Below are 12,715 nucleotides of genomic sequence, written 5' to 3'. Positions count from 1 at the left end.
AAGCCCGGTCCGGCGCCCTAACGCACCAGCGCCCGCAAGCCCTCCAGCAACTTCCCGATCTCCGCCTCGGTGGTCAGGTAGCTGACCGAGGCGCGGGCGATCTGGCTGAGTCCGCGGGCGTGCATATCCAGGGGGGTATAGGCGACGCCGTTGCTGCCGATCACCACGCCCTGCGCCGCCAGGCTACGCTGCACCGACACCGGGTCCTGGCCGGCCAGGTTGAACGCCACCAGTCCGGAGCGCTCGTGGCCCTGGTCCAGCACCGTCACGCCGGGTATGCCGGCCAGTTGCGCACGCAGCGCCTGCGCGGTGGCATCGATCCGCGCACGGATGTTCTCAAGGCCGATCTCCAGCGCTTCCTGCAAGGCGTTGGCCAGGCCGCAGCGCAGCGCCATCGATGCTTCCGCCGATTCGAAGCGGGCCGCGCCGGCCCGCAGTACCGGCTCGCCGTCCGCGTCCAGCGGCGCGGAGTACGTGTCGACGAATGCCGGCGTGAGCCGAGGCAGGAAGTCCTGCCGCACATACAGCAGGCCGGTGCCTCTTGGGCCGCGCAGTGCCTTGCGTCCGGCGCCGCTGAGCACGTCGCAGCCCAACTGGGCCACATCGATCGGCAATTGCCCCACCGCCTGCGCCGCGTCGATGAAGTAGGGGACGCCGTTGCGCCGCGCCACTTGCCCGATGGCCGCTGCCGGGTTGATCAGCCCGCCGTTGGCCGGCAGCCAGGTCAGCGCAATCAGGCGCACGCGGTCGTCCAGCATGGCCTCCAGCGCCTCGGGATCCACCGCGCCGCTGCTATCGGACGGAATGGCTTCGATCGACGCGCCCGCGCGCTGCGCAGTCAGGCGCATGGTGGCCAGGTTGCCGCCCCATTCGTGGCGCCCGACCAGGATCCGGTCGCCGGGTTGCCAGGCTCCCAGGGCGGCGAACGCGGCGCCCCAGCCGGGCGAATTGCCCGTGGTCAGCGCGATCTCCGCCGGCTGGGCGTTGAGCAGTTGCGCGGCGAGGGTACGCGCGCGTTCCGTTTGTTCGCGCGCCGCGACGCCGGCTTCCATCGGTCCCAGCGTGGCCTCGCGCTGCAGGTGGCTGTAGATCGCCTCGAGCGTGGCCGCTGACGGCAGGGAGGCGCCGCCGTGGTTGAAGTGCGTGGTGCCTTGCGCACCCGGGGTAAGGGCGCGCAGGGCGTCGACGGCGGCAGCGGAAAGGGGAGCAGCGGTGAGGGGGGCTGGCATGGGGGTTCCTGGGATGCGTGTCCGGTTCAGGGCGAGGTCAGCGCGATGACCGCTTCGACTTCCACGGCAACGCCGGCAGGCAGCGAGGCCACGCCCACGGCGCTGCGCGCATGGCGGCCTGCATCGCCGAAGACCTGCACCATCAGGTCCGACGCACCGTTGGCGATGGCGCTCTGGCGATTGAAGTCCGGCGTACAAGCTACGAAAACGCCCAGCCGCACCACACGGGCCACCCGGTCGAGCCGGTCGCCCGTGGCGGCGGCGATCTGCGACAGGATGCCGAGCGCCGACAGCCGCGCCGCCCGCACGCCGTCTTCGTCCGAAATAGTGTCGCCCAGGCGGCCCAGGTACGCGGCCTGGCCATTTTCGCGGGAGATCTGGCCGGAGATATAGAGCTGGTTGCCGTCCTGCACGAACGATACGTAGTTGGCAGCGGGCGCGGCCGCGGCTTCGAGGGTCAGCCCGAGTTCGGCCACGCGGGCGGAGAGGGAGGGGGTCATGTGGGTTGCGCGGGAAAGGGATTGGGAAGGCCCATCCTATCGGCTTGGTGGCCGGGAAACCAATCAATTCTTGCTTCGCCACACATGAGCAAAACTAATCCGTGGGTGATCACGTGGCGCCACGCGGCGTCAGGCGCGGTCCAGCGCATCCTCGGTGGCCACCGCCATCAGCCAGCCACGGAATGCCGACGCGGCCTCGCCCAGCGCGCCGCGCGGCGCGACCAGCCACCAGCCGATGCCGGGATCATCCAGTACCGCGTCGGGCAGGGCCTGCACCAGCGCGCCGCTGGCCAGTTGCTGGGCGATCAGGCGGTGGCGGCCCATGGCGATGCCCTGGCCGGCGAGCGCCGCTTCCACCACGATGTTGTAGTCGTGCAGATGCACGGTCTGCGCCTGGCTCAGGTCCAGGCCAAAGCGGCGCGACCAGGCGTCCCACTCGAACGGCTGCCGGGCATGCGACGATAAAAACGCAAAGCGCAGCAGGTCCTGTGGCTTGGCGGGCCGATCCGGCCCGGCGATCAGGCCGGGCACACAGACCACCGACAGGCGCTCCGGCATGAGTTGCTGCGCCTGCACGCCCGGCCAGGCGCCGCGCCCGTAGCGGATCGCCACGTCGACCTCGCCGCCGGCCACATCCGCCAGGCCGATATCGGGCCGCAATTGCAGGTCGATGCCGGGATGCGCCAGCGAGAACGCCTGCAAGCGTGGCGCCAGCCAGCGCGTGCCAAACGACGCCAGCAGCCCCACGGTCAGCGTCGTGCGCGCCGTGCTGGGCGCCCGTACCTGCTCGGTGCCGTCGCGCAGCAGTTCGAACGCCGCGTGCACCTTGGCGTAATACGCCTGCCCCGCGGGCGTCAGCGCAACCGCGCGCGCGCGCCGCTCGAACAGCGTCACGCCCAGGTCGTTCTCCAGGCGCTGGATATGGTGGCTGACGGCGCTTTGTGACACAAAAAGCTCTTGGCCCGCCAGGCTGAAGCTCAGGCGCCTGGCGGCAGCTTCGAACGCGCGCAGGGTGACGAGAGGCGGCAGGGATCGCATGGAACGCATGAGGCTGGGTCAAAAGCTGGAGGCGAGCGCGACATGCTACGCCTGGTTGCGCAGGCCTGCTGGTTCCGTCATGCCTCAAAACGAGGCTGGTCATGCACCATTTGTATCGCCTTATTTGGTGCGTGATGCGTCTGTTACTTCATTTTTCTCGTAAAAAATACATATGTTTCATGGTTATCCATGATGGAACAGTTGTTGCTCAGTGAATAGTATTCAAACGCGATGGCCCGTCGCATGTCTGCTAAACAAGGAGCGATAAATGAAAGCTGTGAAAGCCACCTGCCTCGGATTGGCAATGCTGGGAGCGATGCTTGGCGTGGGGGCGGTCCAGGCCTCGGATGTGGCTGCCAGCCCCACGCTGGCCCGGATCAAGGAGTCGGGGACGATCACGATCGGGCATCGCACCACCTCGATCCCGTTTTCCTACTACGACAGCAACCAGAAGGTGATCGGCTACTCGCAGGACATCTGCGACAAGGTGGTGACCGAGGTCAAGAAGCAGGCGGGGTTGGCCAAGCTTGACGTGCGCATGGTGCCGGTCACGTCGCAGAACCGCATATCCCTGGTCCAGAACGGCACAGTCGACCTGGAGTGCGGGGTCACCACCAACCTGAAAGCGCGCCAGCAGCAGGTGGCGTTCTCCACCACCTTCTTTGTTGCCGGCACGCGCCTGCTGGTCAAGAAGGGCGGCCCGGTCCACGACTTCCCGGACCTTAGCGGCAAGGCCGTGGTCACCAACGCGGGCACCACGTCCGAGCGGATCCTGCGCAAGCTCAACGACGACAAGAAGGCCAACATCACGATCCAGAGCGCCAAGGACTACGGCGAGTCGTTCCTGATCCTGCAATCGGGCCGCGTCTGGGCCTTCATGATGGACGACGTGCTGCTGTCGGGCGCGAAAACGCTGGCGCCGAACCCGGCGGAATGGGAAGTGGTTGGCACGCCCCAATCGTTCGAGGCTTACGGCTTCATGATGCGCAAGGACGATCCCGAGTTCAAGAAGCTGGTCGACGGCGTGATCACCGGCCTGATGAAGAGCGGCGAGATCAAAGGCCTGTACGACAAATGGTTCAGCAAGCCGGTGCCGCCTAAGAACATCAATTTCGAGTTCCCGATGAGCGCCGCGGTCAAGAGAGCTTACGACCAGCCCAACGACGAAGCGTTTGAGTAATCCCGTACCAGCAGGAGACCAGCATGACCGTTGTCAAGAACCCCGCCACCCTGGGTGACGCGGGGCAAGCGCCCCGCGTTGAGAGCGGGCTGGACGCCGCCGCCTTCGCCAAGGTGACCAGGCGCATCGTGCCGTTCATTGTCCTTTGCTATTTCTTCAGCTACCTGGACCGGGTGAATGTTGGCTTTGCCAAGCTGCAGATGCAGCAGGCGCTGGGGCTGAGCGACGTGGTGTACGGCATCGGGGCCGGTATCTTCTTCTGGGGCTACATGCTCTGCCAGGTGCCCAGCAGCCTGCTGATCTACCGGCTGGGCATGCGCAAGAGCATGGCCGCCATCATGATCGTGTGGGGGCTGGTTTCCGCCGCGACCATGCTGGTGAGCACGCCAGCGGAGTTCTACTTCGCACGTTTCATGCTGGGCGTGACGGAAGCCGGCTTCTTCCCTGCCGCGGTCATGTACCTGAACAAATGGTATCCGGCGGCCCGGCAGTCGAAGATCATGTCGATCCTGTTCCTGGCGATGCCGCTGGGGATGGTGCTGGGCGGGCCGATTTCTGGCGCGCTGATGTCCGGCACGCATGATCTGCATGGCTTGCAGGGCTGGCAGTGGATGTTCCTGATCGAAGCGTTGCCGGCGATCGTGCTGGGCCTGCTCGTGCTCAAGATGCTGCCGGAGTCGCCTCAGGCCGCGCCCTGGCTGACCAAGGCGGAAGCGGCGGCGATCACCACCACGCTATCCACGGAGAACGCCCGCAAGAACACGAGCTTCGTGGCCGCGCTCAAGTCTCCGGTGCTGTGGATGCTGATGGGCATTTGCCTGCTGTTCAATATCGGCAACTATGGCCTGGTGTTCTGGCTCCCGACCATCATCCAGTCCACGGGCATGCAGTCTCCCCTCGAGATTGCCTTGCTGACGGCAATCCCGTATGGCGTTGCCTGCGTGGTGATGAACCGCAACGCGGCGCATGCGCAGCGCGTGGGTGAGCGGCGCCTGCATGCCGCCGTCCCGCTCTTTGTCGCGGCCGCCGCCATGTGGGCCAGCACGCTGTTTGCGCACAATACCGTCATGGCCATGGTGTTCCTGACCATCGGCATCTCCGGCCTGATGGCGACGCTGGCAATGTTCTGGGGCCTGCCGGGCCGCGTGCTGGCCGGTACGGCCGCCGCAGGCGGCATCGCCATGATCAACAGTGCCGCCAGCCTCGCTGGCTTGATCGGCCCCGTGCTCATGGGTGGCATCAAGCAGTCCACCGGCAGCATCTCGCTGGGGGTGCTGGCACTGGCCGCCATGATGCTGATTGCCGCGGTGCTGATCCTCGCCATTCCGCGCGAACTCATGTCCGACCGGCAGGTGTGAGATGGCGACGCAACGCATGACGCAGGCGGAACTGCTGGCTGCCGTCGATACGGCCATCGGCAAAGTCCGGCCGCCGGTTTCGGCGGAGGATATCGAGGCTGTCGTGGCGCTGGTACAGGGCATGGAGGGCATGGCGCAGGGGCTTGCCAATGCCTTGGCAAGCGGGCAGGCGCGGAGCAGGGTGGGGGGCGGCGATGGCGCTTGATTTGCAGTCCGTCACTGGCATCGCGGCGCAGCTCCGCGGCGGGAGTCATACCGCGCAAGACGTGGTTCGGGCCAGCCTTGCCAGGGCGGCGCAGGTGGCGTCGCTGAACTGTGTCTCCCGGCTGCTGGCGCGGGAGGCCATTGTCGGCGCAGGCGCCTGTGACACGGCCCGCCTCGCCGGCGAGGCCCCGCTTCCCCTGGCTGGCGTGCCTTTTGTCGTCAAGAACCTGCTGGACGTGGCAGGCCACGCGACGCTTGCCGGCGCCCATGCGCGGGCGAACGAGCCGCCCGCCACCCGCAGCGCCGCCGTGGTGCAGGCGTTGATGGCGGCCGGCGCGATCCCGGTGGCGCTGACTCAGATGGACGAGTATGCCTGCGGCGCTACTGGCGAGAACGTGATCGGCGGACCGGTGCGCAATCCGCTGGATCCGTCCAGGATCGCCGGCGGATCGTCGGCGGGCACCGCCGCGGCGATTGCAGCCGGGATCGCACCGATTGGCATCGGGTCCGATACCAACGGATCCATTCGCGCGCCGGCGTCGTTCTGCGGCATCTGGGGCCTGCGGCCGACCACGGGCCGCATTTCGGCGCAAGGGTGCTTTCCGTATGCCGAGAGCCTGGACGCGGTGGGTCCGATGGCCTCGGATGCAACCGGGCTGGCAATGGCGTACCGCGCGATGCTGGGGTCCGGAGCCGGACCCGGACCCGGCGAGCCGATGCGGCCTGCCGGCGTGTCGATGGCTGGCCTGCGCGTGGGGATTTTGCAAGCCGGCTTTGGCGATTTCGCGCAGGACGAGGCCCAGGATGCCGTGCTGCGCGTTGCCTCGGCGTTTGATGCTGTACGGAAGATCGATTTACCCGAAGCCGATCTTGCACGCGACGCCGCGTCGATCATTTCCGCGTTTGAAGTCGGGCGCAACCATGTTCAGCGCGGATTCGCCGAGCGCCATCCTGGCTATAGCGCCTTTGTGCGCCGGCGCATGCTGGCCGGCCTGTCCATCCCCGAGGGCTGGTACCAGTTGGCCATGGCCTACCAGGCCGTGTGGCGCCAAAAGCTGGAAGCACTGTTCGACGAGGTTGACCTGCTGCTGGCGTGCACCACGCCGTACGCCGCACCCCTGATCGGGGCGGAGCAGATCGTTGGTAGCAAGCGGGGCTACGTGCCGCGCGCAGATGCCGGCCACCTGACTCGCCCTGTCTCGCTGGCGGGGCTGCCCGTGGTCGCCGCGCCTTGCGCCGTGGCCGGCCTGCCCCTCGGCGTACAGCTAATCGCGCCGCCGTGGCAGGAAACTAGGTGCCTGGACGTGGCGTTGTTCCTGGAAGCGCAAGGGCTTTGCCGCAATGCGCGGGCCGGCTGCAGCCAGCTCGCCTAGCGCATGTCCGGCCAGCTAGCCCCGCCTGGCCGGGACATAGGCGCCGGTCTGGTGCAACTGGCCTTCGGCGAGTTCGAGCGCCTTGATCGCGCCCTTGCCCTTCTTGGCCAGCAACTGCTCGACCAGGGCTTCCGCCACCGCCACGCCGGCCGTGATGGAGGGAAAGAACGACGGGCTGTCGATGGAGAACAGCAGGGTGCAATCGGCATGCAAGGCAATCGGCGCCACGGTGCTGTCGGTCAGGGCCACCACGCGGCAGCCGGCCTCGCGCGCGGCATCGGCCACGCGGATGCTCTCCTGCGAGTAGGGCGCAAAGCTCACGACCACCACGGCATCCTTGGCCGTCAGGGCGCGCAGCTCCATCTCGAGCGTGCCCGCATCGCCACGGATCAGGTGCACCGTTGGGCGAAACAGCCGATACACGTAGTGCAGGGTGAACGCGATGGGGTAGCACGAGCGAAAGCCCGCTACATACACATTGGGCGCGGCGCTGAGCAGGTCAGCAGCCTGCGGCATCGACTCGGCATTGTTGGCCCCGGTCAGGTCCAGGTTGCGGTGCTGGGCGTCGAGCATTTCCGTGAGCATCCGGCTTGACCCGCTCTCGCGTACCAGCTTCTTGGCACGCTTGGCGTAGGGCTGCGGGCCGCCGCGGATCGACTCGACAAAGAGCTCGCGCAGGCCCTGCCAGCCCTCGAAGCCAAGGAACTGCGCCAGGCGCACCAGGGTGGCCGGCTGGACACCTGCATTCGCGGCAATCTTGCGCATGGACAGGATGGGAATCTCCTGCGGATGATCGAGCAGGTAGCGCGCCCCGCCCTGGAACTGCGTACTAAGCGTAGCGAAGTTCTCCCGGAGATGAACAAGTAGTTCATCCAGGCTCTGCGGCGGCATGGAGACTTCGGTAGGCATGGGTGGTGTCCTGATTGACGGATGTAACGATTGTTGCACAACTAGTCACCCGACGCACGGGGCGTGCCTCCGGCGTGGCTTGGTGCGGAATGAATCGAGTGAATCTCATTGGTTTGTAAAGAAACATATGTTGCATAAGCGGGCGCGCTTTCTTATACTTCACCGACGCCGGCAGCGCTTCTTTGGCCGGTCCCGCCTTGAAGGCGAAGTTCGCGGCCCCAATGCGCACAGGCGCACAGGCGCACAGGCGCACAGGCGCGGACCAGCTTTGCGGCCCTGGAGGGCGTGAGGTGGGCGGAGGTTGTCAAGCAAGCGGGAATCGAACCACGGTAAGCAGGGGAGAGAAGTCATGTCGGCATTACCCATGGAGGCCGCCAGCATTGCAGATTTGCTGTTTCGGCGCGCGACGCTGGTCGATGGCACGGGCGCGCCGCGGCGGATCGCGGATGTCGCCGTCGCCGGCGGCCGGGTCGTTGCCGTCGGCGACCTGGCCGGCATGCAGGCCAGGGCAGTGATCGACGCGGCGGGCCGCGTGCTGGCGCCGGGCTTCATCGATTCCCACACGCACGACGACGGGTACCTGCTGGTGCATCCGGAGATGGAACCCAAGGTTTCGCAGGGCATCACCACGGTGGTGACAGGCAACTGCGGCATCAGCGTGGCGCCGCTGGTCATCGGCGATCCGCCACAGCCACTGGACCTGTTGGGGCCGGCGGAACTGTTCCGGTTCGCCGAGTTCGCCGACTGGCTGAATGCCATGCGCGCCAAGCCGGCCAACGTGAACGTGGTGCCGTTGCTCGGCCACTCGACGCTGCGCGTCAAGGCCATGCCGGACGTGAGCCGCGAGGCCAATGCGCAGGAAGTGGCCGCCATGCGCGTGGAGGTGGAAAAAGCCATGCAGGCAGGCGCCTTCGGCGTATCCACTGGCACCTTCTATCCGCCGGCCGCTGCCGCCACGGAGCAGGAGATCATCCAGGTCTGCGAGCCGCTGCGGGCATTCGGGGGCATCTACTCCACCCACCTGCGTGACGAGACCGACGATATCGTGCCCTCGATCGAAGAGGCGCTCAGGATCGGTGGGGCGCTGGATTGCCGCATCGTCTTCTCGCATCACAAAGTAGCGGGCAAACGCAATCATGGCCGCTCCGTGGAGACCCTGGCCATCCTGGAGAAAGCCTCCAGGCTGCAGCCGCTATGCCTGGACTGCCATCCCTATCCCGCAACCTCGACCATGCTCCGGCTGGACCGCGTACGGCAATCCACACGCACCATGATCACCTGGTCCAAAGGCTACCCGGAAGCGGGTGGCCGGGATTTCCAGGAACTCATGCAGACACTGGGGCTGGACGAACATGGCCTGCTGGAACGGCTGAAGCCCGCCGCCGCCATCTACTTCATCATGGATGAGGCGGACGTCGAGCGCATCGCCAGCTTTCCCCTGACCATCTTTGGCTCGGACGGGCTCCCGTTCGACCCACGGCCCCACCCGCGCCAGTGGGGTACGTTCCCGCGCATCCTCGCGCGGATGGTGCGTGAGTCCGGGCTGATGACGCTTGAGCAAGCCGTTCACAAGATGTCCGGGCTTGCCGCCGAGCAATACGGACTCACGGACCGCGGGCTAGTCCGGGCCGGCCAGTTCGCCGACCTGGTCCTGTTCGACGCGCAACGCGTGCAGGACCGCGCCACCTTCGAGGATCCGATCCGCCTCAGCGAAGGCATCCACGGCGTCTGGGTCAATGGCCAGCGCGTGTGGGAGAACACACACGTTATCCCGGCATTTTCCGGCCAGGTTCTGACGCACCGCCCGCGTCCCTAATTCGACATTTCGTTTCCACACCAGACACCATGACCCACGTATTCCACCGCAATCCCCGCCAGACGCTTGCCGTGGCAGTTTCCGGCAAGGGCATCGAGCTCATCGACAGCAATGGCAAGCACTATATCGACGCTTCGGGCGGGGCCGCGGTGTCCTGCCTGGGCCACGGGCATCCCAGGGTGATCGAGGCGATCAAGCAGCAGGTCGACTCGCTCGCCTACGCGCATACGTCGTTCTTCACCACCGAAGTGTCGGAAGAACTGGCCCGCACCTTGGCGCAAGCGGCGCCCGGCGATCTGAACCACGTCTACTTTGTCTCGGGCGGCTCGGAGGCGGTCGAGGCCGCGTTGAAGCTGGCGCGGCAGTATTTCGTGGAGATCGGGCAAACGCAGCGCCGCCACTTCATCGCGCGCCGCCAGAGCTACCATGGCAACACGCTGGGGGCGCTGGCCATCGGCGGCAATGCATGGCGTCGCGAGCCGTTCCTGCCCCTGCTGGTGCCGGCGCACCATGTGGCGCCGTGCTACGCCTACCGCGACCAGGAAGCGGGCGAGACCGACCAGCAGTACGCGCAGCGCCTGGCCGACGAGCTCGAAGCCAAGATCCTCGAACTTGGCCCGCAGAGCGTCGCCGCGTTCGTGGCGGAGACGGTGGTGGGCGCGACCGCCGGCGCGGTGCCGCCGGTGGCGGACTATCTCAGGCGTATTCGCGCTGTCTGCGACAAGTACGGCGTGCTGCTGATCCTCGACGAAATCATGTCCGGCATGGGCCGCACCGGCTACCTGTTCGCGTGCGAGGAGGATGGCGTGGTGCCCGATATCGTGACCATCGCCAAGGGCCTGGCCGCGGGCTATCAACCGATCGGCGCAATGATATCGAGCAGCTGCATCTATGACGCGGTGGTGGGCGGCAGCGGCTTCTTCCAGCATGGGCACACGTATATCGGCCATGCCACGGCTTGCGCGGCGGCACTGGCCGTGCAGCGCACCATCTCCGGGGACCATCTGCTGGAGAACGTGCTGGCGCGCGGCGAGCAGCTCCGCGCGCGGCTGCGCGAAACGCTGGGCGACCACCCCAACGTTGGCGACATCCGCGGCCGCGGCCTCTTTGTCGGCGTGGAGTTCGTGGCCGACCGCGAGACCAAGGCGACGCTGGACCCCGCCCTGAAGATGCATGCCCGGCTCAAGTCCACCGCCATGCACAACGGGCTGCTGATCTATCCGATGGGCGGCACCGTGGATGGCGTGCGGGGCGACCACGTGCTCTTTGCGCCGCCGTTCATCTGCACGGCGCAGGATATCGACCGCATCGTCGAGCGCTTTGCCGCGTCGGTGCAGACCGTGATGCCGGCGACCCGCGGCGCGCTCGCCTGAGCCGGGACGCCAGGCGCAGGACGGGGGGGCGGCACGGCGCAACAGGCGGTCGTATTTCGTATTGCCCGTATTATTTGCCGCCGACCGAATACGGCGGCATCTGGTAGCTCCACGTTTCGCTCAGCGTCTTGTCGCCGGACACCAGCGCCGCGCGCATTTCCACCACGTGCTTCGGATCCTTGACCTTGATCCGCAGGTTCAGCCGCCAGCCCTTGATGACGGGATTGGGTTCCACCACCCTGTCGATGATCTCGGCGTTGCTGCTCACGCTGACCTGCGCGCCCACCTGCGTGCCCGGGGGAAGGCTCGCCAGCACGGGGCCTTCGAAGTCAACCACGATGCCTGTGCTGCCATCCAGGTGGCGGATCAGGTTGGCCTGCGTGATTTCTCCTGCGGAGCGCAGCGTCTGCCTGACCGAGGCCAGGTTCTTGTCCATCAGGGCGCGCTCGTCAAGGGTCCAGTGCATCGTGTAGTCCGCCTTCAGGGGCTGGCCCTTGGGCGGCAACTGGTCCGGCGTCCAGAAGGCGACGATGTTGTCGTTGGTCTCGTCAGGCGTGGGGATTTCCACCAGCTCGACCTTGCCCTTGCCCCAGTCGCCCTGGGGCTCGATCCAGGCGCTTGGCCGCAGGTCATAACGGTCCTTCAGGTCTTCATACGAGGAAAACTCGCGGCCCCGCTGGAGCAGGCCGAAGCCCCTGGGGTTGGTGACCTGGAAGGTGCTGATGGCGAGGTTGCGCGGATTGTTCAGCGGGCGCCACAGCCATTCGCCGCTGCCGGTATGGATGGCAAGGCCGTTGGAGTCGTGCAGGGCCGGGCGGAAGTTGTACTGGTCGCGCTGCTGGTTCGGCCCGAACAGGAACATGCTGGTCAGTGGCGCCACGCCGAGCTTGGCGACGGGGCCGCGCAGGAAAATGCGCGCCTGCACCTTGAGGACCGCGTCCTCGCCGGGATAGAGATCGAAGCGGTAGGCGCCGGTGGCACGCTGGGAATCAAGCAGCGCATAGAACACCAGGTGCTTGTCCTGTGGATCCGGCCGCTCGATCCAGAACTCGCGGAAGGCCGGAAACTCCTCTGCGACGGGCAGCCCGGTATCGATGGCCAGGCCGCGGCTGGACAGGCCATAGACCTGGTTCTTGCCGATGACCCTGAAGTAGCTGGCGCCCAGCACGCTCATGATCTCGTCGAGCTTGTCGGCCCGGTTGATCGGGTAGAGCACCCGGAAGCCGGCATAGCCGAGCTTGCCGGTCGCGGACTTGTCCAGCTTCAGGTCGCCGAAGTCGAAGCGCGCGGGATCGTACCTGATCTCATGGACCGCGCCGCCCACGATCTCGTTGATGCGTACCGGGCTGCCGAACTGCATGCCCTGGTGGTAGAAGCCCAGGCGGAACGGCGTGCCTTGGTCCTTCCACTCCAGGTTGTCGCGCCGGGGCTGGATCTTGATGTAGTCGGCAAACTGCATTTGGCTGAACACCGGGGGCAGGTTGCTGACCGGTGCGGCATAGGGCTTGTCGGCCAGGGTCTTGGCGCGGGGCACCACGTCGTCCAGGGAGAACGCGCTGGCCTGGCTGCCCGCCAGCAACGCCCCGGCGGCCAGCAGCGTTGGCAAGGCGATTTGCATCTTGTTACGAAACGACGCGGCGATGACGGCAAGAACCACGAATCTCTCCAGAAAAACAGGTTAAGCAAGGCTGCCGCGTCACATGCGGCGGCAGCAGATAGTGTAGTGGCGGTAAAC

Annotated in this window: 11 protein-coding genes; 6 read left to right on the top strand and 5 right to left on the bottom strand. The window is 66.5% G+C overall.

Going from position 1 to position 12,715, the window contains the following annotated elements:
* Positions 1–17: 17 nt before the first annotated feature.
* From AC1RQC_RS32420 to AC1RQC_RS32410, 3 genes are all read right to left on the bottom strand, one after another.
* Positions 18–1,229 (bottom strand): aminotransferase class V-fold PLP-dependent enzyme, encoded by a 1,212-nt coding sequence (locus tag AC1RQC_RS32420; protein WP_492885697.1) that lies wholly within the window; start codon positions 1,227–1,229, stop codon positions 18–20.
* 26 nt (positions 1,230–1,255) lie between these two features.
* On the bottom strand, positions 1,256–1,729 hold the full coding sequence (locus tag AC1RQC_RS32415) for a RidA family protein (RefSeq protein WP_492885695.1): 474 nt from the start codon (positions 1,727–1,729) through the stop codon (positions 1,256–1,258).
* Positions 1,730–1,858: 129 nt separating this feature from the next.
* Entirely contained in the window at positions 1,859–2,776 is a 918-nt protein-coding gene (locus AC1RQC_RS32410) for a LysR substrate-binding domain-containing protein (RefSeq protein ID WP_492372735.1), read from the bottom strand.
* 259 nt (positions 2,777–3,035) lie between these two features.
* Between AC1RQC_RS32410 and AC1RQC_RS32405 the strand changes: the two genes are divergently transcribed.
* Genes AC1RQC_RS32405 through AC1RQC_RS32390 form a run of 4 tightly spaced genes read left to right on the top strand, consistent with a single transcriptional unit; the run spans position 3,036 to position 6,882 of the window.
* A complete protein-coding gene (locus AC1RQC_RS32405) occupies positions 3,036–3,947 on the top strand; it encodes a glutamate/aspartate ABC transporter substrate-binding protein (protein WP_492885693.1) in 912 nt (303 codons plus the stop codon).
* Positions 3,948–3,970: 23 nt separating this feature from the next.
* Positions 3,971–5,305 carry an MFS transporter gene (locus tag AC1RQC_RS32400; protein WP_492826971.1) on the top strand — a complete coding sequence of 445 codons (1,335 nt, stop codon included), beginning with the start codon at positions 3,971–3,973 and terminating at the stop codon, positions 5,303–5,305.
* Between the two features lies 1 nt (position 5,306).
* On the top strand, positions 5,307–5,510 hold the full coding sequence (locus AC1RQC_RS32395) for a hypothetical protein (RefSeq protein WP_492826973.1): 204 nt from the start codon (positions 5,307–5,309) through the stop codon (positions 5,508–5,510).
* A complete protein-coding gene (locus AC1RQC_RS32390; protein ID WP_492885691.1) occupies positions 5,500–6,882 on the top strand; it encodes an AtzE family amidohydrolase in 1,383 nt (460 codons plus the stop codon). Before AC1RQC_RS32395 ends, AC1RQC_RS32390 begins: the two co-directional genes overlap by 11 nt.
* Positions 6,883–6,897: 15 nt before the next feature.
* Here the strand turns inward: AC1RQC_RS32390 and AC1RQC_RS32385 are convergent, their stop codons facing one another.
* Positions 6,898–7,791, bottom strand: a complete 894-nt coding sequence (locus tag AC1RQC_RS32385; protein ID WP_492372740.1) for a MurR/RpiR family transcriptional regulator — start codon at positions 7,789–7,791, stop codon at positions 6,898–6,900.
* 349 nt (positions 7,792–8,140) lie between these two features.
* Here AC1RQC_RS32385 and AC1RQC_RS32380 point away from each other — a divergent pair, with 349 nt between their 5' ends.
* A complete protein-coding gene (locus tag AC1RQC_RS32380; protein ID WP_492885689.1) occupies positions 8,141–9,607 on the top strand; it encodes an N-acyl-D-amino-acid deacylase family protein in 1,467 nt (488 codons plus the stop codon).
* 29 nt (positions 9,608–9,636) lie between these two features.
* Positions 9,637–10,980 carry an aspartate aminotransferase family protein gene (locus AC1RQC_RS32375; protein WP_492885687.1) on the top strand — a complete coding sequence of 448 codons (1,344 nt, stop codon included), beginning with the start codon at positions 9,637–9,639 and terminating at the stop codon, positions 10,978–10,980.
* A gap of 70 nt (positions 10,981–11,050) precedes the next feature.
* Here the strand turns inward: AC1RQC_RS32375 and AC1RQC_RS32370 are convergent, their stop codons facing one another.
* Complete coding sequence (locus AC1RQC_RS32370; protein ID WP_492885744.1) at positions 11,051–12,598, bottom strand: glucan biosynthesis protein G; 1,548 nt, start codon at positions 12,596–12,598, stop codon at positions 11,051–11,053.
* Positions 12,599–12,715 lie beyond the last annotated feature (117 nt).

The sequence above is a fragment of the Cupriavidus sp. GW822-FHT03E04 genome (assembly GCF_058801495.1).
This window is presented reverse-complemented; position numbering and strand designations above follow the sequence as displayed.